This is a genomic window from Microcoleus sp. A003_D6 (assembly GCF_036702825.1).
In the GTDB taxonomy this organism is placed as follows: domain Bacteria; phylum Cyanobacteriota; class Cyanobacteriia; order Cyanobacteriales; family Microcoleaceae; genus Microcoleus.
Window position 1 is genome coordinate 68390 of sequence record NZ_JAUBWA010000009.1, and the last position, 22752, is coordinate 91141.

13 protein-coding genes are annotated in these 22752 nt (G+C 48.5%); 6 read left to right on the forward strand and 7 right to left on the reverse strand.

From position 1 onward, the window contains the following. Nucleotides 1-23 precede the first annotated feature (23 nt). The 4 genes from QUB70_RS04715 to QUB70_RS04730 all read right to left on the reverse strand — a co-directional run bounded on the left by QUB70_RS04715 (nucleotide 24) and on the right by QUB70_RS04730 (nucleotide 7821). On the reverse strand, nucleotides 24-713 hold the full coding sequence (locus tag QUB70_RS04715) for a ribonuclease HII (RefSeq protein ID WP_332978655.1): 690 nt from the start codon (nucleotides 711-713) through the stop codon (nucleotides 24-26). Nucleotides 714-715: 2 nt separating this feature from the next. Next, nucleotides 716-3007: an Rne/Rng family ribonuclease gene (locus QUB70_RS04720; protein WP_332978656.1), complete on the reverse strand. Its 2292-nt coding sequence runs from the start codon at nucleotides 3005-3007 to the stop codon at nucleotides 716-718. A 1052-nt stretch (nucleotides 3008-4059) separates the two neighbouring features. Next, nucleotides 4060-7245 carry a TIGR03960 family B12-binding radical SAM protein gene (locus tag QUB70_RS04725; protein ID WP_332978657.1) on the reverse strand — a complete coding sequence of 1062 codons (3186 nt, stop codon included), beginning with the start codon at nucleotides 7243-7245 and terminating at the stop codon, nucleotides 4060-4062. Nucleotides 7246-7476: 231 nt separating this feature from the next. After that, nucleotides 7477-7821, reverse strand: a complete 345-nt coding sequence (locus QUB70_RS04730; protein WP_332978658.1) for an STAS domain-containing protein — start codon at nucleotides 7819-7821, stop codon at nucleotides 7477-7479. Nucleotides 7822-8275: 454 nt separating this feature from the next. Here QUB70_RS04730 and QUB70_RS04735 point away from each other — a divergent pair, with 454 nt between their 5' ends. Continuing rightward, the gene (locus QUB70_RS04735; protein WP_332978672.1) at nucleotides 8276-8473 is read left to right on the forward strand and encodes a hypothetical protein; all 198 of its coding nucleotides are present in this window, start codon (nucleotides 8276-8278) and stop codon (nucleotides 8471-8473) included. A gap of 662 nt (nucleotides 8474-9135) precedes the next feature. On the opposite strand, the gene QUB70_RS04740 is transcribed toward QUB70_RS04735, so the two are convergent. The 3 genes from QUB70_RS04740 to QUB70_RS04750 all read right to left on the reverse strand — a co-directional run bounded on the left by QUB70_RS04740 (nucleotide 9136) and on the right by QUB70_RS04750 (nucleotide 16379). Beyond that, a complete protein-coding gene (locus QUB70_RS04740; protein WP_332978659.1) occupies nucleotides 9136-11964 on the reverse strand; it encodes a PAS domain S-box protein in 2829 nt (942 codons plus the stop codon). 1258 nt (nucleotides 11965-13222) lie between these two features. After that, nucleotides 13223-16015 carry a Vgb family protein gene (locus QUB70_RS04745; RefSeq protein WP_332978661.1) on the reverse strand — a complete coding sequence of 931 codons (2793 nt, stop codon included), beginning with the start codon at nucleotides 16013-16015 and terminating at the stop codon, nucleotides 13223-13225. 238 nt (nucleotides 16016-16253) lie between these two features. After that, the gene (locus QUB70_RS04750) at nucleotides 16254-16379 is read right to left on the reverse strand and encodes a hypothetical protein (protein WP_332978662.1); all 126 of its coding nucleotides are present in this window, start codon (nucleotides 16377-16379) and stop codon (nucleotides 16254-16256) included. 473 nt (nucleotides 16380-16852) lie between these two features. Between QUB70_RS04750 and QUB70_RS04755 the strand changes: the two genes are divergently transcribed. From QUB70_RS04755 to QUB70_RS04775, 5 genes are all read left to right on the forward strand, one after another. Further along, entirely contained in the window at nucleotides 16853-17578 is a 726-nt protein-coding gene (locus QUB70_RS04755) for a DUF502 domain-containing protein (protein ID WP_332978663.1), read from the forward strand. A gap of 380 nt (nucleotides 17579-17958) precedes the next feature. Next, nucleotides 17959-18591 (forward strand): transcription antitermination factor NusB, encoded by a 633-nt coding sequence (gene nusB / locus QUB70_RS04760; protein ID WP_332978665.1) that lies wholly within the window; start codon nucleotides 17959-17961, stop codon nucleotides 18589-18591. A gap of 191 nt (nucleotides 18592-18782) precedes the next feature. Continuing rightward, complete coding sequence (ftsY, locus tag QUB70_RS04765; RefSeq protein ID WP_332978667.1) at nucleotides 18783-20531, forward strand: signal recognition particle-docking protein FtsY; 1749 nt, start codon at nucleotides 18783-18785, stop codon at nucleotides 20529-20531. A 289-nt stretch (nucleotides 20532-20820) separates the two neighbouring features. After that, a complete protein-coding gene (locus QUB70_RS04770) occupies nucleotides 20821-22308 on the forward strand; it encodes a PP2C family protein-serine/threonine phosphatase (protein ID WP_332978668.1) in 1488 nt (495 codons plus the stop codon). Next, complete coding sequence (locus QUB70_RS04775) at nucleotides 22298-22543, forward strand: hypothetical protein (protein ID WP_332978670.1); 246 nt, start codon at nucleotides 22298-22300, stop codon at nucleotides 22541-22543. The genes QUB70_RS04770 and QUB70_RS04775 overlap by 11 nt, the downstream gene beginning before the upstream one ends. Nucleotides 22544-22752 lie beyond the last annotated feature (209 nt).

Below are 22752 nucleotides of genomic sequence, written 5' to 3' on the forward strand. Positions count from 1 at the left end.
TAATTAGGTTTTCCACGGCAATTTTAAGATTTTCGACAAGGGCTAAATGACACCCGGTGAAAGACAGATGCACCGCAACGCTCCAAAGCCAATTTATGTTTAGCTGTGCCATATCCCTTGTTATTTGTCAAGTCATATTCAGGATATTTAACAGCCAAGCGAGTTATTAATTCATCGCGCCAAACTTTAGCCACAATACTAGCAGCAGCAATCTGAATCGATCGCGCATCACCCTTTACCATCGTCTCTTGCTCGATCGACAAATTAGGAATTCTTTGATTGCCGTCAACCAAACACAAATCAGGAGTCACACTCAGCTTAAGAATCGCCCGTTTCATCGCCAACAAAGAAGCCTGCAAAATATTGAGGCGATCGATCTCCCGCACCGAAGCCGCACCAATTTGACAGTCAACAGCCACAGCCCGGATTTTCACAGCTAACCGACTCCGGGCTGCGGCACTCAACTGCTTGCTGTCGCGCACGCCGCAACGTGCTAATTCATCAAGAACTTCGTCGGGCAAAATGCAGGCCGCAGCCACCACTGGCCCGAACAAAGCTCCCCTTCCGACTTCATCCACACCTGCAATTACCAGAGAGTTTGAGGGAGAGGGGGAAAGGGGAAGACGGAAAGATGGGAAAAGAGTAAAAATTTCTACTTCTTCGTTGTTCTTCTTTTTCGCTTCTTGCTTGTTCCTTTTCCCCTCTTCCTTCATAATTATTCATCCAAAAGGGCAGATGAGCGGCGGCGGCGGCGGCGGTTGATAGCAGGTTCTTCGGGTTCATTGGATTCGATCGGCTCATTGAATTCGATCGGCTCATTGAATTCGATCGGCTCATTGAATTCGATCGCCTGATTCGAGAAGCCCATTACATCGCTGGGTTCCTCCATCCGATCGAAATCATCAGTTTCGTCGATCGAAATCGCGCCGTAAATTTCAGCATCATCATCATCATCCTCCTCATCATCATCATCATTCTCAGAAAATGCAGGCTCAACTACCGAGAGTTCTGGATAATAATCCCGTTCCTCAACATCTTCAGCAGGCGCCGCCGGTTCAAATTCAAATTCGAGCTGCTCGAAAGGCGGCTTGTTCGGGGCCGCTCCGGGGAGAGTCACCGAAACGATCGCATTCTTAGGATTTTTCACGCTGCGATCCGCAAGCACCAAAGGAGAAACCCCCATCAGAGCATAAACATCCTGCTCCTCCGGTGTCATTTCCACCGAAATCATTTCGGGAGGCTCCACCATCGGCTTCAGCAGCTCAGACTTAGTTGGACGCACGCGATCGAACTCCTCGCGCCTGCCAACAGTCGCCATATTCACCAGCCCGAAGCCCTCCGAAGCTGCGCGGATGCCGGGGGGTGCGAGATACTCAGAGCGCGTCTCCGCGACGGGCGCGATCGAAGTATTCGGCAGCCGCAACTTGCTGCGCACCGGTTCCTCCTCCACCGGGAGGGCAAAAGGCTCTTCACCAATCCGCCGGCGGCGGCGCCGTCTGGTTCCGTTCCCCAAATCCTGATAGCTGGGATGGTTGAGCAAGTCCAAAGACGAGGCGTTGCTGCCGGTCTCAAAATCCAAACTTTCGCTAGACGGTTCCCAAGCAGCCCGAGCAGGCTCGGGGAGGCGTTCTTCCCGCACCGGTGCAGGAGTTGCAGCCGCCACAGGCGTCAAGCTGCGGCGTTCGACTCCTTCTGGCAAGTTCAACATCACCCGGTTCGAGGTAGCGACAGTGCGATCGCCCGATTCCCGCACCGCTGGGGCCATGTCTTCTTCGCCCGGGAGTTGCACCAGATGACCCAACCCGCTGCAAGTAGGGCAAGTGTGGCCGAACAACTCGTAAATATTTTGACCTTGGCGCTTGCGGGTGAGTTCTACCAGTCCCAATTCCGACAGTTGAGCGATTTGCGGTCGAGATTTGTCAGCTTTGAGAGCTTTATTGAAATGTTCCAGCACCTGCAACTGATCGCGGCGGGATTCCATGTCGATAAAGTCAACAATAATCACCCCGGCAATATTGCGCAACCGCAGTTGTCTAGCAATTTCCGTTGCTGCTTCGCAATTTGTCCAGAGTACCGTTTCCCGAGCCGTGGCCGATCGAGTAAACGAGCCGGAGTTGACATCGATCACAGTCAGCGCCTCAGTCGGCTCGATAATCACGTAACCCCCCGAAGGCAAATCCACCCTCGGTCTCAGGGCTTCTCGAATCGCAGCGTTAACGCGGAAAAATTCTAAAATCGAGGCACGCTCTCGGTGGTGGTCGATCAAAACTCCCGCAGGAAGTTTACCGCCGTTCCAGTTCATCAACTGCTGCTTGACCCGCTTAATTGCATTTTGCGAGTCCACCACAATCCGATTCACGTCACTGCTAAACATATCCCGCAGCACGCGCTGGATAAAATCGTCATCGCGGTTGAGCAGTGCTGGCGCCCGCGAGGTACCGCCTTCGAGTTGAACGGCTTCCCACTGTTTTTGGAGGACTTCCAAATCTTCCATGATGGCTTCTTCCGTCATCCCTTCGGCTTCGGTGCGCACCAGCAGCCCCATCCCGGCCGGTTTCACCAAAATAGCCAGAGCTCTGAGGCGGTTGCGCTCGGCTTCCGACTTGATCCTGCGGGACAGATTGACTCCCCTGCCGTAGGGCATCAGTACCAAATAGCGGCCCGGCAGGGTAATGTTGCCTGTCAACCGGGGGCCTTTGCTGCCCGTCGGTTCTTTCATCACCTGTACCACCACTTTCTGCTGGGGGGTCAGGAGTTCTGTAATTGCTCCTGCCGATCGTTTGAGCCGCAGCGGGCCGAGGTCTGTGACGTGCATGAACCCGTTGCGTTCGGGGTCGCCAATATTGACGAAGGCCGCATCTATTCCGGGGAGTACATTCTCGACAATTCCCAAGTAAATGTCGCTGACTTGGTGGCTGCCTGTGGCTACCACGAGTTCTTGGATTTGATCTTCTGAAAAGACGGCAGCAATGCGATGCTGCTCTGCTATAACTATTTGCTTTGTCATTCAATTTCCTCAAAAAACTGGCAGCAAGTTAGAGACACTTACGCACTCTTGAGTGCCTCTGACTTTAACTGTAATTAGTAGTAGCTTGAAGAGTTATTAGCTGTGAGTTGGTGCAGGGTGGAATGACTGTTGACTGTTAACTTTTAACTGTTACAGATAAAGTGCTTAAATCCACCCGTACACAGTTATGAGTTATGCTTCGCAGACTGAGCTGGAAGATAGAAATAAGGACGCTTTTACAGAGTTATAAATATTGAATTTTGATTGGTGAATTGCAAACTATTCCACTCAAAATTCAACCTTTGCAACTCTTCCTTTGAACGAGCGCGAATAAATTCAGTGACACCGTACCAATTTCTTAACACACAACTCAACACAAAAAACTGATAACTCCGCTTGCGTGGTGGTGGTTGAGGGCTGGTTTCGAGGGAAAGTAAGAAAGTACAGAGGTCTGGTAGGGACACGGCAGTCCGTGTCCCTACAGCCGTCTGCTTGTGCGATCGGCCCATAGCACTCAACTGAATTCAGCTTGCCATTCGACTGCAACCTCCGCCCCTGCCAACCCTAAAACCTCGTCAGTCGATTTTAGATTTTAGATTTTAGATTTACTCCACAGATGAATGTGGGAGCTTGAACTTTAGTCTAAAATCTCAAATTTTTGGTTCTCCACGAACGACTTAAGTCGGGGGCTTATCTCCGTTTTTTGACGGGTCAAAAACATCTATTGTTGAATACCCGCTCTGCGATTTGAACCGTAAGATTTTTGAGTAAGCCGACGATCGACAACCAGTCGATCGGTCGAAATTAATCGCTCAACTTGGTTCAGAACCCGCTCCTGCGGATTTGGCGCTAGATGAGAGCCCGTGAAACAAAAAGGCTTGAATTCTTGAACAGAAGCAGTTTGCACCCAGCCCGCGTTGCTGGTTGACTCTTAGCGGCGAGCGACTAAAGCGCTCGAGCCGCCGCAGCTTCCATAACAAGCAATTATAGCGTGCAACGACACATCCCGATCGAGAGCCGAATGTGAAATATTCCACGACGGCTTCCCTATTTTAACCATAACCCAGGATTAGCTGACTGCGCTGAACTTGCAGAAGCTGAATTTGCTGCTGGCTGACTTGTTCGAGCATGAAAACAATATGTTCTGGCTTGAGCAAGTTGCCGTCGTTGCGACAACTGCCGGTATAGCGCAAGACGGCTCTACCTTCGGATGTAACACCCCTAGCAGAGGCGCTGCTGTCTTGTTTGCGCTCTAAAAGTTCGAGTTTGTGCAGCCGATCGCGCAAATTGACATCGTGAGTCTTTCCCGACTTAGTAGTGTGCACCCGCCAAAAAGCCTCGGTTTCGGCGATCGTCTTCACCCACTCTTCCCAGTTGGCACTATCCGCGACGGAGACAGCAGCAGAATTTTCCCGGTCTAATTCGCCATTTTCTGCCAACGAGCCCGCTACAGCCACAGTAATCAGGTACTCCGCTGCTTCCAACAACTGACTGGCAGAAGGAGCCTTGAGATCGATCGACTCAACCTTGTAAATCGGAATATTTTCCGGCAGCTTAGCGGCCAACTTTTCCCGAAAACTCTCAACATCGATCGGCTCAGTCAGCTCAAAATCCGCAATTTCCCCAGTGCTGGTAACGCCCAGAGGCAGGGCATTTGCCAGAGAAATCCGAGGGTTCGGGTGAAACCCGCCGGTAAACGAAATCGGCAAATCGGCTCTGCGAACTACTCGATCGAACAATCGGAGCAAATCCAAATGACCCACCAAAGCCATATCGCCCACCTTCCCGAACCAAACCCGCAAACGCTGTTTCCGCTCCGTATTCGGCACAAATTCGCCAGCAAAATCGGGAATTGGCAGCGCATCAACAACCACATTGTGTCCGAAATCAGTGCCGCAAACCCCGCAGCGCGAACACCCTTCAAAGGAACAGTCGGGAACCGTCGCCGCTTCCAAAGCCTTTTGCAAGTCTATTTTCAGCCAGTTTTTGTCAATTCCGGTATCTAAATGATCCCAAGGTAAAGGGCGATCGAGAAACAGGGGAAGAGTGGGGGAGGGGGAGAGGGGGAGAGGGGAGGAGGGGGAGAGGGGGAGAGGGGGGGAGGGGGAGAGGGGGAGAGGGGGAGAATTCGGAAAATCTTCCTGCTTCCTGCTTCCGACTTCCATCCGACTTCCATCCGTTACATCCGTTGCCGAACTTCCTTCTTCCTGCTTCCGACTTCCATCCGTTACATCCGTTACAAAATCCGTTGCCGAACCTCCTTCTTCCTGCTTCCGACTTCCATCCGTTACATCCGTTACAAAATCCGTTGCCGAACCTCCTTCTTCCTGCTTCCGACTTCCATCCGTTACATCCGTTACATCCGTTACAAAATCCGTTGCCGAACTTCCTTCTTCCTGCTTCCGACTTCCATCCGTTACATCCGTTACATCCGTTACAAAATCCGTTACCGAACTTCCTTCTTCCTGCTTCCGACTTACATCCGTTACATCCGTTACATCCGTTACAAAATCCGTTGCCGAACTTCCTTCTTCCCCATCAAAAAGATTCCACTCACCGCTTTCAACTTGGCGGTATTTCCAGGTAAGGCCCGACTCATCGATCGCCTGAGTCCAAGCTTTGTAAGCCCGATCCAAACTTTCCCACCACGCATCCATACCCGCGCCGAGTTCCCAAGCGCGGCGGACTACAGGGCCCAAACGCCGATCGCCCCGTCCGACAAAATCCTCCATTGCCGAAATCCGCACGTCAGTGTAATTCACTTTTACGCCCCGCATCCCCCGAAATTCTTCCTTCAGGAGTTTTTGCTTGCGGGAAAACTCAGCAGTCGAAACCGAGTGCCACTGAAAAGGAGTGTGAGGCTTAGGCGTAAAATTAGAAATTGTCAAATTAAAATTCAGTCCCCGCCTGCCATCCACCCTGCATTCCCGGTGCAGCCAGCGGACTGTTTCGGCGATGCCCAGAACATCAAAATCTGTTTCCCCGGGCAAACCGATCATAAAATACAGCTTGATTTTATCCCAGCCGCGATCGACCGCAGTTTTGACACCGCGAAGCAATTCTTCGTTTGTCAAACCTTTGTTAACGATATCGCGCATCCGCTGAGTACCAGCTTCCGGGGCAAAAGTCAAACCGCTTTGGCGCGTGCCGCCGAGAATGTCGGCAATGTTATCGTCAAATCTGTCAACCCGCTGGCTGGGTAGAGACAGAGAGATATTTTTATCTTTCAGGCGGTTTTTGATTTCCATCCCGACTGCTGGGAGTGCCAGATAGTCGGAACAACTGAGGGAAAGCAGGGAAAACTCGCTGTGCCCGGTGGCTTTCATGCCTTCTTCGATCGCCTCTACGACTTGCTGTGGTTCGACATCGCGCGCGGGACGAGTCAGCATTCCCGGCTGACAGAAGCGGCAGCCGCGAGTACAACCGCGGCGGATTTCTACTGTCAGTCTGTCGTGTACTGTCTCGACGTAGGGAACTAGCCCGATCGAATAAGCTGGTATCGGAGTCGCCACGCGGCGCAGAATTCGATCGGGAACTTGCGGGCGGTTGGGACTAACAGAACCGTCGGCCGCCATATCGTAAAATTGCGGGACGTAGACGCCTGGAATTTGCGCTAAATCCAGCAGCAATGCTTCTCGGCTCAAATTATTAGTTTTGCCTTCTTCTAAAATCAAGCCAATTTCTGGCAGCAATTCTTCTCCATCTCCCAAAGCGATGAAGTCAAAAAAGTCAGCGTAGGGTTCGGGATTGGAAGTTGCCGTTTGCCCGCCAGCAAAAATCAGCGGCATTTGACCGTTTTGGTCATTTGTCGCTCTTTCTTTCCAAGTTAGGGGAATGCCGGCCAAATCCAGCATTTCTAGAATGTTTGTGGCTCCGAGTTCGTAGCTGAGGCTGAAGCCCAGAATATCAAATTCTGTGAGCGATCGCCTGGATTCTACCGCAAACAGGGGAGTTTTGGTCGCTAGCGCAGCCCTCGGAGAGGATCGCAGTTTTGCTGCCAAGTCTGGTGCGGGCAAATAAGCTCGATCGCACAACTGTCTCGGCAAAGCGTTCAAAATGTTGTAAAGGATGATGTGCCCCAGATTGGAAGCACCAACTTCATACACTTCAGGGTAAGTGAGCACCCAGCGCACAGACGCCCCATCCCAAGGCTTGCGCGCCGCCCCCAACTCGTTTCCCAGATAACGAGCAGGCTGATTGATTTCTGCTGTAAGTAATTCTTCGACTTTTACTGCCACGGCTGGACTCGCTCTCATATTTGCGACTCTTAAGCAGCCTACCTTAAAATCTGCCAACACGCCAACGGCACTCAGTCAATTTTCGATTTGAGATTTTCGATTGAAGAATTGACTTGCAGCATTGAATCAAAGGAGCAGGAACAAAAGTCTAAAATTTTGGGAGCACCCATTCGCTCGGAGAGCAAGCTGTCAACTGTCAACTGTCAACTGTCAACTGTCAACTGTCAACTGTCAACTGAAACAGGAGTTTTCGGCTTCAAAGCTATCGACGTTTTCAAATATCTCAAAAACTCGATCGAGTTGACTGAGTTCCAGAACCATCCTAATCCCGGCGGATACCGAGCAAATACTAAACCTGCGCCCCATTTTTTTCGCCTGCTTGAGGCCCGAAACCAATGCCATCAAACCGGCACTGTCAATAAATGTTACTTCGCCAAAATCTACGAGTACCGTTACAACCCCGGGGGCTGCAATTGCTGTCGTTAGTTGCCGTTGGAATTCTCCGCAGGTGGCTGCATTCAGGTGGTCTAGGGGTCGAATCACTGTAATTGGTCGATCGGCAAGAAGTGTCTGCATATATCAAACCTATGGTTGCTGCGTATTTTCAACTACTGTGCTAGAAGGTTGTAAGCCTAAACCTACTTGATACCTCCGAGCCTAACTTGCTCTGAGGGAAACCGACCAGTTGTTTTCAGTATATTTTACTGAATCTTTATTTATTAACTCTTTTTTATGAAATTTTCCGCAAAATTTGGGGAGCAAACGTAAGCTACTATACTATTTTTTATTTTGACCAGCAGGCGCAAGTCTTGAGAATTCTAAAAATGAGGAAACGTAAGCTACTATACTATTTTTTATTTTGCCAGCAGGCGCAAGTCTTGAGAATTTTAAAAATTGCGATCGACTTTGCCCTAGCTGTTAGGTTAAACTGAATAATGTAATTGAAATCACTTATTCGTTCTGATTTAGATCACGCGCGCGATCGACCGTTCGGATGATAATTGAACTGTACGGAGTTCTCCGAGCTACTATGCAAGCAACCTATGCTATTCGTCATCTTGTAGAAAAAGCCCTCTACATTAAGCAGTTAACGCCTGACATTGAAAACGAAATCAACTACGAGCTCACCCGTTTGGGCTACATCTCGGATATTGATTATGAGGCTTTAGAGTTATTAATGGATGAAATGGATGCAGGCCGGGTGCAATTGGTATCTAGCCGTCGATAGTTGGAACCGGGCGGCCAGTCCAAATCCTTGCACGGCGGGAAATAGACGAGTGCTAGAAGCATTGACGGCAGGGTATTTTTCTGTTGAAGCACCGATTTGCTGAACTTGATATTTGAGCAGATACAGTTGAGGACGATCGTCCCTGCACCTCATACCATTTTAGATTTTAGATGGGGAATACTGATGACTATCAGGGTTTGGAGCGCGGGCCTACAGTTGCATTCTTTTTTGAAACTGCTATCAGTATCAAAAACTACCAATATTGACCTCAATTAAATATCTAACTTTTGGGGATTGACAAATTAGCTTGAATTGTTAATTCAAGCAACCGCGCCAGACACTTAGGACATTAGACCTCTTGCAAAAGTCCTTTTAATCAAATTTTGGAACGGGCATCTTGCCCGTTCCACAAGGAAAAATGTTTTTTGTGGGATGGGCATCTTGCCCGTCCTAGTTGTTTTTGCAAGAGGTCTATTCTTAATCGCTGAAACTATTGCCGTTACTGCTTATTCACATCGATGTTCTTCCGACTTCCATCGGACTTCTGCTATATACTAAAAAAACGTTGGTCGGCAGGATTATCCGATCGCTCGAATCCAAGAAAATTGCTTTGCAGTTAGGATTTCCGTCCTCAAAGTTGGCAAACAAAGTCAATCTCAAATCTAAAATCTAAAATCGTTCGATCTCCTCGCCAAAGTTGCCACCACAGCCACCAACTCAGCAGGATCGATCGGCTTGGGGACGTGAATTTGAAAACCCTGCCGCAGCGCCCGCACCCGTTCCTCTACCCTACTGCGAGCCGTGAACGCCACCGCCGGAATTTCCCTGTCCAGCACGAGCGATCGCACTTGTCGTAGCAGAGCCTCTCCATCTTCCCCATGCATCCCAATATCGATCGCCAACACATCTGGATTCAGCCTTGCAATCGCCTCCAGGGCTTCCATTTCCGAGGCAGCAATCTCCACCTGGGCCCCACAATCTTCGAGCACTGTACGCGCAAAATCCAGGGAATCCCCGTCGAAATTGACCGCCAACACCCGCACAGCAGAAAGGTTGGTACTGACAAAAGACTCACTTGCAGAAGCTCGCACGTTCCTTTGTCGAACCCCAAACTCCCCGGGCCCGGCAACAGAAAATCCGCCGTCGCCATGAAGCTGTTGAATTGGCAATCTCACCAAAAACCTCGATCCTTGTCCCTTCCCGGCCGATTCGGCTTGCACCGTCCCCCCGTGCATTTCCACAAAATGGCGCACTAGGGCCAAACCCAAACCCAATCCGTTGTACGATCGCGTTGTAGAGCTGTCAGCTTGGGTGAACCGCTCGAAAACGTGCGGCAAAAACTCTGCCGCAATCCCTTCTCCCGTGTCGCTGACTGAGATTTCCACACTAGCCGGCGACAAATTTTCGATTCTGGCCGATTGCACGGGGGCCCGAGTCCCCTCCACCTTCCGCAGCGCCACCCTCACCTGTCCGCCATCAGGAGTAAACTTAACCGCATTCGACAGCAAATTCCACGCTACCTGCTGCAAGCGGCCCGAATCGCCCACAATCCTCCCCGCAGTTGGGTCGAAATCCGTCACAATTTCAATATTTTTTGCCGCAATAGCGGGCGCGAGAGTATCGAGCGCAGCTTCAACAGTCGAAATCAAATCCACCCACCGCAAATTCAGCGACAGTTGGCCGGTAATAATCTGCGACACGTCCAACAAATCCTCGATCAGAGTTGCCAGCGATCGCGTATTGCGGTCGATCGTGGAGAGAGCCCCAACAGTCGTTTTTTCGTCAAACTTCCGGTTTCGCAGCAGTTGCGTCCATCCCAGCATCGCATTCAGCGGCGTCCGCAATTCGTGGGACAAAGTTCCCAGAAACTCATCTTTAATCCGGTTCGCCCGCGCCAATTCCTCGGCTCGATCGTGAAGTTCTCTTTCCAACTGCTTGCGCACCGTCAAATCGAGAACAAAAGCCACAGATTCTTGCCGCTTTTCGCCCAGCAAAACATATCCGATCAGCACCGGAATCCGGCTGCCATCTGGTCTTCGGTATTCCTTTTCGTAGGGAGTGCAAACGCCCTTTGCCTTTGCCTCGGCGATGCCGATATCGTCCTGCGGTAGGGACTCCGGCGGTGTAATGTCAATCCAGCGAAGTTCCCCGCGCTGCAACTGTTCCCGCGTGTAGCCCACTATCCGCAAGAATTCGTCGTTAGCCTCACTGATACCGCCGTCAACATCGCTGAAGAGAATTCCGATCAAGTTAGATTCTGCTAACATTCTCAGCTTTTCTTCGCTAGCTTTGAGTGCAACTTCTGCTTGCTTGCGATCGCTAACGTCTTGGATGTAAGCCGACAAACCAGAATCGGAAGGATAACAGCGCACCTTCAACCACTTATTCCATAACGGCACGAATTCTTCACACTCGACCGTTACTTTTTCTGCTAATGCTTGGGCAGCCATTTTGTAACACTGTAAATCGACAGCCCAGGGAAATACATCCCAAACATTTTTACCTATCAGTTCCGCTTGTGACTTGCCGAAAAGCTCAAGAGAGTGGTGGTTGACATAGGTGAAGTTCCCCTGTAAATCGACCGCTATAAAAGCATCGGTAATGCTTTCGAGAATGTTAGTAATTCGATCGTTTGCCGATTGCAGCGCTTTCGCTGTCTCTTCTGCTTGCTTGCGAGCCGCTTGTTCGCAGAACAAAGCAGCAGCGCGTTCTTGTTCTGCCTGTTGTCGATCGCTAATATCGATGTAAGAACCGATGTAACCTGCAAAAGTGCGATCGGGCCTGTACCGGGGTACGCCCGTACCCAAAACCCAGCGATATTCCCCGTCATAGCGCCTCAAGCGGCATTCTAGCCGGTACTCGCAGCGGGCGTCGAAGGCTTTTTGGTAAATATCCAGACATTGTGGCAAGTCATCGGGGTGCAAGTTTTCCATCCAACCCCTGCCCATTTCTTGCGCCAAAGTTCTACCCGTAAACTCCAGCCAAACTTTGTTAAAGTAATCGCCAAGTTGGTCAGTGTCCGAAATCCAAATCATTACCGGCGCGGTATCTGCCATAATCCGAAATCTCGCTTCGCTCTCCTGCTGCTGTGCTTCGGCTTGCTTGCGATCGCTCCGTTCTTGAACTTCCCGCAGGGCCCGCTGAATCGACGGCACCAAGCGTAGCAAACGGCGTTTTAGAACGTAATCAGTAGCGCCGCTTTTGAGAGTTTCGATCGCCACTTCCTCGCCCAAAGTACCCGATACAAAAATAAACGGCACTCCCGGACAAGTAGCGCGGGCGATTGAGAGCGCCACTATCCCGTTAAAACAAGGCAGCATATAATCTGCCAAAATAATGTCACAACACTGTTCTTCCAGTGCTGCTACAAACTCTTCCCGAGTTTCCACGCACCGCAGAGAAAATTCCAGCCCGCCATCAACTAGATAAGCCTCGATCAGTTCGGCATCCAGCGGACTGTCTTCTACTAAGAGAATATTGAGCGTTTTCACAAAAATTCCTTAATATGTTTTACTTAAATTTTTACTCAAAATCCATTGCATACTTCCATTATTTACTTAATTTCGATCGCCGCTATCAAAAAAATATAAAAAATTGCTCCGCTTTCTGCTTAAACCTCTGCCCCGGTTTGCGGGTGCATCGCGAACTCCGATAAAAAAAACTATCTTTTTGGGTCTTGGAGGCACAAAAATTCGGTTAAGAGTCAAAATAACAGGTTGTGAGCGATCGGCGTTAATGCCGAAACCGGGTTTTTGACCTTATTTGCGTCCACAACTATTTATCAAAAATTTGGGTTTTAAACCCTGTCCTTCTAGCAATAGTCCGGACAGTTTTCAATCACCAACGGTAGAATGAGGGTTCCAGCTTCCTCAGCAGGTGAAATCTTAACGGTAGAATGCGGGTTTCTGTCGCGGCCCAAAAAACTGTCCGGAGTATTGTCTAGGACAGCTTTAATTTCTTAAAACTTTTTTCAAAAAGTCCGATAAGTTCCGATATCTGGGGTATAGTATAAAAGTCAAGGTCAAATTCCTTTGCCCGAAGTGAAACAGGACATGAGACACACTTTTAGGCATAAACCGGGGGACGCAGAGCAGCGAAAACTCTTTAAACAGCTAGAGGCTGAATTCAGTAAGTCTTAAACCAGTCAAAACAAACTATTTTTAGGATTGTTAAGTAGGGTAGGGCATACCCAAACTCTAGATAAATATTCTAGTACGCTTTTGGAGACAGACCCGCTGGGGTGGCTGCGAATCAGGCTCGTTAATTGGTAGGATTCTACGGTTGAAAAGTCGGAGTATTGCCGAAAGGACGCAACACTTAAAGGTTAGTCGCTGAATTAAGAATCCCCGTACCTTGATAGTCGGGGAGTGTCAAGTATCCAATGCAGGGAAACACAGGCATCTATCCCAAGATGGAGCTTTGCGAACTCGCTCTAATTCAGAAACTCGGTTTCCTAAAAAAACCGGGTTTTTCAGCACAACAGACAATTTAAATGGGTTAGTCTTGGACGCGCAAAAATCCGGTTTCTACGCAACATACTTAACCGTACCCTTACGGTAGCTAAGTATGTATTTGCGGTCAAGATTTGTCCATCTAATTTTCAATAACAGGCTAAGGAATGAGAATTAAATAACTTACACTCTTGAAAGTGGGGAGTAGGGGTTGGGCGGGAAAGCCCGCCCTTTTTGGACGGGCGGGACGCCCATCCCACAATAACAATTAAAATTGTAAGTTATTTAATTCGCGATCCTAAGCGATCGACACAATACTAGCTCGATCGTAAGGCAATCTGTTAGTCGGCAAAACCTCCAGATTAATTTGCAGCGAATCCAAAACCTGATTTTCGGCCAGAAGCTTTTGCGTCAAACTCTTATTAATAATTTCCCAGAAATCCGTTTCATTTGGGTAATTAGTTAAGAAATTGTCGATGCTTTTATAAATCGGCACAAAGTCTGGATATTCATCCTGCGTAATTCCTGGTTTGTACTGATATTTAACATCAATATTGAGGTTATTCAAACCCTGGTGATCTATGGAGTAATTAGGAATATTGAAATCCCACGCTTCGCCTAATTTACCATCTTGAGTGCGAGTCACCGTACTGCTGCGATCGTAAGGCAATCGATTCGTCGGTAAAACATCCAAATTAACCGTTACAGACGAAATTTCCGGATTGTCTGCAAGCACTTTTTCAGTCAAATTTTTGTTAACAATTTCCCAAAAATCAGTTTCGTTCGGGTAGTTAACTAAAAGATTGTCAATGCTCTTGTAAATCGGCACAAAATCAGGATACTGAGAATTTTGAATCCCATCTTTGTACTGATAATTTACATCAATATTTAGGTTGTTTAACCCTTGATGATTAATTGGGTAATTTGCCAGTGTAAAATTCCATTTCTGCGTCAGTTGAGCATCGGAAGGAAAGAAAGCAATTCCTACTGGACGCTTTAGCTTGCTGTCGGGAGGGACAAAAATAGAACTGTTACTCGATCCAGGATTTCCCGATATTGGCAGCGGTTCGCCAGTCTTGCCACTGTACCGCAAAACAGCGCCGGCACCGTTAGCATTGGCGCGGTTGTCAAAGCCAACTGCAAACAAATTGCCGATCGGCGAAAATGCCAAACTACCCACATAATTGCTACTGGGCGAAGTATCAGTATAATTGGTAGATAAAACCTTGACCAATTCCCCACTTGTTAAATTGTAGCGCCTGATATCGTTAGCAAAATCGCTGACATAAAGGTCGCCGTCAGCGGGCCCGATTGCCATTCCCAAAAGACTTGCAAATCCCTGACTCCGAGGCGAAGGATCGGGCGAAGCAAAGATACTTGACTGCCGGGTTTGCGGGTTGTAACGCAGCACCTGACTGGGGAAACTTGCGCTAAAATCTGGTTGACCATTGCTCGCAACACTCCCCTGCGTTGTCACGTACAAATTGCCGTCAGGAGCAAACAGTAAACCGTTCGGGCCATTCAATCCTCCCGCTTGCTGATTCCCCGAAGCAAATACATCAATAAACTGTCCTGTTTTGCCGTTATATCGGAGAATTTGGTCGCTCAAAAAACTGCTGGCATAAAAATTATCATCAGGGCCAAAAGCTAAACCGTAAGGGCGAAACAATCCGCCAGTTTCATCGGCCGCCGTGTTCGGATTATCAGCGACAAACTTGTCAATAAATGCGCCAGTAATTCCGTCATACCGCAATACCGCAGATGCTGTCGCTTCTCCCGAATTTCCTGGCTTGTCGCCGCTAGCAACGTAAATGTCCGACTTACCATCGCCATTGCCATCTGGCCCAAAAACGATCGTATCTGGATTGGACAAACCGCCGCTTCCCGGTGGAATAAATTCGCCTAGAAAATTGCCGGTATTGCCGTCAAACCGAAGTACATTATTTCCCCTGGTATTGCCAACGAGGAAAGTTCCTTGAGGATTGCTGGGTTGAGTGCGAGTAACTTTGCTGGTGCGGTTGTAGGGCAAGCTTTGGCTTGGCAAAACGTTGAAATCGATCTTAATTGCCGCCAAGGCAGGATTTTCGTTGAGGATATTTTGAGTCAAGTTGTTATTGACAATTTCCCAAAAATCTGTTTCGTTCGGATACTCGGTTAAAAACTTATCAATGGTTTTATAAATTGGCACAAAATCGGGATATTCTTGTTGGGTAATTCCTGGCTTGTACTGGTAATTGACATCGAGATTGAGCTTGTTCAATCCTTGGTGATTTATTGCGTAGTCTTTGACTGAAAAATTCCAATCTTCTGTGATTTTGCCCGATTGACTGCGGAAAACTGTACTGGCGCGATCGTAGGGCAATATCTCCGTTGGCAAAACTTCAAGTTGTATCGTAACATCTGTGAGTACCGAATTTTCATTGAGTACCTTTTGCGTCAAATTTTTGTTAAGAATTTCCCAAAAATCTGTTTCGTTTGGGTAGTTAACTAAGAAGTTATCAATACTTTGGTATATTGGCACAAAATCGGGATATTCGTTCGGGGTAATTCCCGGTTTTAAGTCGTAACCAACTTTGATATTTAGGGTGTTTAAACCTTGGTGGTCGATGGTATAATCTTTAAAGTCAAAAGCCCATTTTTCTGAAGGTATTAGGGAAGAAGTTTGGGATTGCGCGAGTTCTGGCCCGCCATCACGATCGCCCACAGCATCACCAACAGCAAAATCCATCCCTGTCAGTTCGTCTCTCTGAACTTGACTGGAGACATCGGTCTGGGATTTTAGACTGCTATCAAATTTAAGATTGTCGTCTCCTGACGATTGGAGGCTGAAATCGGTGAAGGGCTCAAAAAGGTCGTGAAGCGAAGCTATCCCGAAGGGAATCGCACTATTAGTCGCAGCAGCAGCCAAATCTGGTTTTTGAGTGAAATCGTAGCTGGTATCAAATAAAACATTGGTATCGCCGACGGCAATTTGGCTGCTTTGATTTAAGCGATCGAACTTACTGCCAAATAAGTCTAGTATTTCCGCTGAAACACTCGCAACATTTCGCTGAATAGGGTTTTCTTCAAACAGTCCTGCTGTCTTAAACATAAGCTATTTTTTGGGTACTCCCGCCACAGAAAATCAATTTCCGTATATTTTACGATTTTTCAAAGTATAGTCACACAGTCTAAGAAGTAAGCTGTGTTGCATCTAGATTGCCTATGGTATTAGAGAGGGAGAGGGGGAGAAGGGGAGAGGGGGAGAGGATTTGACGATTTTTGCTCGGGACTCGAAATATACAATTTAAATGCACAACAGCTTACCTTATTTTTTACAAAAATTAAACCTAAAATCTGTCACCTTTCTCAATCACAGCCCTTTCGGCTTGTTCCACAAAAATTTGATTTTCCCGCCAGGGGTGGGCGCGATCGCGGTACGATCGCCACGGATCTTGTTCTAAGCTGTTCTGCATTTATTAAACTGCATATTTCAATGCCGTATTCCCCAGCCGTCAACTCCTCTCCCCCTCTCCCCCTCGAACATAATAGACAATCTAGGATGGTGCAGCAGAGACGCCCACCCTAAAAACTCATGTGTGGAAGAAGCCCAAAAGCCCTTTACAGGAAACGCCCCGACTCCCGCAGCCTCAACGCTGCTGTGAGCTTATTGGTTAAGTCCGAGCTAAATTGTCTTAAAATATACAATAGGGTAAAATGTTTCAGGGATCGCGCATATTAAAGACAGCCACTAATTTGCAATAATTCTTTACAATACAAGTACAGCAGTGCGAGTGACTACCACCTAACTCTTCCCTAAAGAAAGGGCGCCCAAAGATCGGATAGAAGACAATAAAAATGGTGACTTTCACTCTTCGCCCGTGCAGTTTCTTTAGTCTCAGGTTTGTTCACGTTATTTGCAGCCAGTTACGAGGAGATTTGACCCGCCGTGCTCCAACGCATCAAACAAGACTTAAAAAACGACCTAATCGCAGGTCTGCTGGTAGTGATCCCCTTAGCTACCACCATCTGGCTGACAATCACCGTCGCCAGTTGGGTCATCAATTTTCTCACCAAAATTCCCAAGCAGATCAACCCTTTTGACGGACTCAACCCGCTTTTGGTAAATCTGCTGAATCTCTTAGTAGGGCTGGCTGTACCCCTGCTGAGCATTACAATCATCGGTTTGATGGCCCGCAATATCTTTGGGAGATGGTTGCTAGACTTGGGCGAACGCCTGTTGCAGGCAATTCCGCTAGCGGGTTCGGTTTACAAAACCCTTAAACAACTGCTGGGAACTATCCTCAAGTCCAATGACAAGTTTCGCCGGGTGGTGTTAGTAGAGTATCCCCGGCGGGGAATCTGGACTTTGGCATTTGTGACCGGTACGATCGAGAGTAACGATATTCCGCCTCATTTGTCCGGCGAAAGCCCGATCGGCATTTTCATCCCCACCACTCCCAATCCCACCACCGGATGGTACGCTATAGTCCCGGAGGCAGATGTAGTCACTTTGTCAATGTCGATCGAAGATGCCTTTAAAGTCATCATCTCAGGCGGCATCGTCAACCCCAGCAACTCAGTTGCAGTCTCCAGCGATAAACCCCCAGGAAAAACACTCGAACCCTTGAGATCCGAATCAAGATACCAGCCTGTCCCAGTCGAAGAAGATTGAACCAAGATAGGACGTACGGTTGAAACCGCGCCTAGAAAAACGTAATTTCAACGGCCTTTGTCTTCAACCCACGGAGGTGGGTGAGAGTTTGACGCTTACGCGGTTTCAACCGCCTTTGTCTTCTCCAAAACCTGCCCACAAACAATCATGACCGAGGGCAGGTTTTTTGCTAAGATCAGACGGCGGTTGAAACCGCGCCTAGACAAACGATGTCCGCCTCCGCGGACTAAAGAAAGATCGCGTAACGTCAACCTTCCGATCTTCAACCCGCGGAGGCGGGTTTTGTCTGTGTAGATGCGGTTTCAACCGCCCAGTCTTGTCTTTCTTAGCAATCTCAACAATTCCTAAATTCCTAAATTCCCAATTCCTATCTAAAAACTATGAAAAAAGCCCGCGAAACAGCACGCGAACTCGCACTCCTCGGCATCAGCCAACTGCCGGCGAATCCAGAACTCTTAGAAGCCAAGAAACTCCAAGATGTCGTCCTCGCCGCCATCCGCACCCTGACAGCAGAAGTTCAAGAAGCCCTAGAAGCAGCAGCCTCCGAAGTGCAGCGGGGTAGCGACAAACTGCTTGCCAGCGAAATCCGCGCCGCCGATATCCAAAGTGCTAGAACAATGGTGCGCGAAGCAGTCGAACTCACCCAAACCGCCATCAACCGTCTCGGTTCAGCAATGGAGTTTCCAGAACTGATCCAGCTAGCCAACCAGCAAGATGTCCGCACCTATGCTTTGCAAATCCTGACGAAAGTCAGCGCCAACCGTGTTCAAATTGACGAATTGCTCTCGGAAGCGCTTGTAGACTGGCAAATAGAACGGTTGGCTCGGATCGATCGAGATATCATGAGAATCGCGATCGCCGAAATCCTATATCTCGGCTTAGCCGAACAAGTCAGCGTCAGCGAAGCCGTCCAACTCGCAAAACGCTACAGCGGCGACGAAGGACATCGCTTCATCAACGGAGTCCTCCGCCGAGTAGTCGATAAAATCAATGCAGAAGCTGTTACTCAGTAGTCAGTAGTCAGTAGTCAGTAGTCAGTAGTCATTAGTCAGTAGTCATTAGTCAGTAGTCATTGGTCATTAGTCATTGGTCATTAGTCAGCAGTCAGCAGTCATTGGTCATTAGTGATTGGCAATCCGCAATCGGCTCTACACTAAGGACTGAGGACTAATGACTAATAACTATTCTCTATTCCCCATAAACTATGGTATTTAATTGGTTTCGTCGCCAGTACAGCGAAAGCGAATCTTCGGAAAAAGAAACACCCGAACAGCCCCAAGATGAGCAAGCCAAATCCGCACCGGTTGAGCCTCCAACAGATGCAGCAGCCGACCAAAACTCGGACGCTGTAGCCGAAGATTATCTCAATTGGGCAAAAGCGGCTTACAAAAATATTCAAAAACAGCAGAAACCTGAAGCAGAAGTTGCTGAAAAAGCAGAGCCCGAGGTTGCAGCTACCGAAACAGAAGTTGCAGAAGTTGCAGGACCGGCGACTGTTGAAGCAACCGGTACGATCGAACTTGAACCGGCACCCACAGCGCCAACTGTTGCAGAAGTTCCAGAAGTTGCAGAAGCTCCAGTGCTTGAAGCTACCGATGCGACGGAACTCGATGCAGCCAACCCAGTAGAAATTCCAGAAACTCTGCAACCAACAGCCGGGGCGATCGACATTGCACCTATTGCTCGACAATTAGAAGTTACAGCAGAAAATATAGAAATTGCCGAACCTGCAACTGAGGTTGTAGAAACCGAATCACTCGCATCCGAAGGCCGAGCAGACGAATCCCTGCCGTTTTGGGCCAGAGCTCAGGCCGATCGAATGGAGCGCATCGAACGCCTCAAAGAAACGGCAATTGAAGAACCCGAAGTAATTGCAGCCGCCGCCGAGAGAGCAGCAATTATCGAAGAAATTCCCGGTTTCGCCTTTGACGAAGGCTTCCTTTGGTCATCAGAAATCTTAGCCAGTCAAGGCCGCCGGCCAGACCAAGTATCCGTCGAAGAAATCACTTGGCTGCAAAAACTGCGGAAAGGCTTAGAAAGAACGCGCCGCAGCTTAATTAATCAACTAAAGGCGATCGTCGGTCAAGGCCCCCTCAATCAAGACGCAGTAGCCGAAATTGAGACTTTGCTGCTGCAAGCCGATGTCGGAGTCGCAGCCACCGACATCATTATCAACCGCCTCCAAGAAAGACTCAAACAAGAAGTGCTGCCGCCAGAACAAGCTCTAGCCTTCCTCAAAAGCATCCTGCGCGACATTCTCGACGCTCCGACTGCCGCAACCGCCGCCGGCAATCCCGCCTACAGCCTGACATTTGCCCCGGAAAAAGACACCTTCAACATCTGGTTGATCGTAGGAGTCAACGGTGCGGGCAAAACTACGACGATCGGCAAACTGGCCCACATAGCCCAAAAATCCGGCTACAAAACCCTAATTGCCGCCGCCGACACTTTCCGCGCCGCCGCCGTCGAACAAGTGAAAGTTTGGGGAGCCCGCAGCGGCGTCGAAATTATTGCCAACCCCGGACAAAATACCGATCCGGCTGCTGTCGTGTTTGATGCGATCGCAGCCGCAGGCGCCCGAGGCACAGAACTGCTGATCGTAGACACCGCAGGCCGATTGCAAAACAAAAAAAATCTGATGGACGAATTAAGTAAAATCCGTCGCATTGTAGATAAAAAAGCCCCAGGCGCTACCGTAGAATCTCTACTGGTCTTGGACGCAACACTCGGTCAAAATGGTTTGCGACAGGCAGAAGTTTTCGCAGAATCTGCAAAATTAAGCGGAGTAGTATTGACAAAACTCGACGGTTCTGCTAAAGGTGGTGTTGCCCTAGCGGTAGTGCAGCAGCTTGGTCTGCCCATCCGGTTTATTGGAGTCGGGGAAAGCATCGAAGATTTGCGCCCGTTTTCTAGTTATGAATTTGTTGAAGCCCTGCTCGATTTTAGATTTTAGATTTTAGATTTTAGATGGATGAGGTATCTGTAGCCGTCCCGATTTTGGGAGGCGGATACAGAGCTTCAAAGTCTCAAATCCTTAACCTCAAACTAGCATCGCAGCAAACTACTAAAGAGAAAAAAACCGGGTTTCTGCTCGCTGGTGTTTAATATCGTTTCCCGTTGCATCGGTCTATTGTTCAAACAGTCAACAGTCAACAGTCAACAGTCACTGACGGTGCAACCGGAATTGATATAACTCCTCAATCAATCCTCTTCCTTCTAAGATCGAAAATCACAAATCTAAAATGACTGCTGTGCCTTTGCCTCGCCCCTCACCTCAACCTGCTGACCGCCCGACGGGTCGCAATTCCACGGACGCGACGCCAGTATTTGCCCTCAAAGAACTGGTGGCGCGCTTGCACCGATACCAGCACAACGTTCAAGATATGTTGGGTTCGCTCTCGTTTGCCCTGCGCAGTTTTAACAATCTCAACCAATTTTTGGAGTTGGTGCCTTTGGTGGCGACTCGCATTACCGACGCTGACGGGGGAGCTCTAGTGCTGTTCAAACCCAACGGTCAAGTCAGGTTCCAGCAGTTGCACTGTCAGGAAGGACGGCAGTGCCAAGATATGCGAAAAGCGCTAGAAATAGCCACCAGGCAAGCTACAGCAGGTGCGGGCGCGGCAGCAGAATCTTTTTCCGAAACCTCTGGACAAACCTCTAGTCTCGACCTGCAAGTCAGTCGTTATTTGGGCCCGGATGTTCATTTGTTTGGGGCGCCAATTTTAGTCAACAATTTGGAACGCGGACGGCTTTATGTTTTTAGCAGTGACCCGCAATATTTGTGGACTCCCAGCAGACAGAAATTAGTTCGGTTGGTGGCGGATCAAACCGCCGTGGCGATTTCTAAAGATGAACTTACTGTTAAGTTGGCTGAAAAAGAACGCTTAGACAGAGAGTTAGAAATCGGGGCGGAAATTCAATTGCGGCTGCAACCCCGCAGTTGTCCGAAAATTCCCGGTCTTGACGTGGCCGCCCGCTGCCAAACTGCTAGCAGGGTCGGCGGAGATTATTATGATTTTATTCCCGCTGACTATGACCCGATCGGCAAGGATGATGAGGGGGAACACCCCCCATCCCTGATGAAAAATCTTAAGTCCAAAATCGACAAGGGTCGCTGGAGCATCGTGATAGGCGATGTGATGGGCAAAGGAGTGCCGGCTGGCCTGCTGATGACGATGACGCGGGGTATGCTGCGGGCGGAGGTTTTGAACCGTCACTCGCCTTCGAGAATTTTGCAACATTTAAACCGGGTAATGCACGCGGATTTGGAAAATTCCCACCGCTTTGTGACTCTATTTTATTCGGAGTATGACCCGAAAACTCGCGTTTTGTCTTACAGTAATGCTGCTCACAACCCGCCTTTGCTGTGGCAAGCTGCAACTAATTCGATTCTTCGGCTGGATACTTTGGAGGGAATGTTAATTGGTCTGGATGCTGATTCGCACTACCAAGAAGCTCAAATGCAATTGCAGCCAGGAGATATTATTATTTATTACACAGACGGATTTACTGATGCTGCTAATCAAAGGGGCGATCGGTTTGATGAGGATAATTTGATCTCGGCTTTTCAGTGGGCCTGTCAAAACTATCAGCAGTCTGAAGAAATTTTGGATTATTTGTTCGATCGCGTTCACCAGTTTATCGGCATAGGCAACCGCAATGAAGATGACATGACTCTGGTTGTACTTAGGGTAACACCTTTAGCAGGAGAAAATCACCATGATAGTTAATTTAATCCCGGAAATTACTGCTGGATTAACCAGCTCGATTAATTGGAACGATGTCTCTCATTTGTTAGTTTTGAAATCTCATTTGAGTACGGTGCTCTTAGGTCAAAGCTCGGATTCATACGAAATTTTTACAAATATCCAGAAAGCTTGGAACAATTTTGTTTCGACTGGTCAAATAGGAGCTTTTTTTATAGGTATTTTTGTTGGCTGGTTCATTAAAGGGATTATTCCTTAGATTTATTGTGGAAGAAGGTATCGGGAACGGATTTTAAAAATTTGTAGCCCAAACTTCACTTCTTTCTGATGCAGCAAAAGTTTCACAATTTTGTAGTCAAGACTTCAGTTTTTTCGGGTCAACAGATGTATATAGGGCTTGCTGAAAAAGTAAGAAAACAGCATTTAGAAAGATGAATGAACTCGCGAATCCCTTGATACTATAAGCTT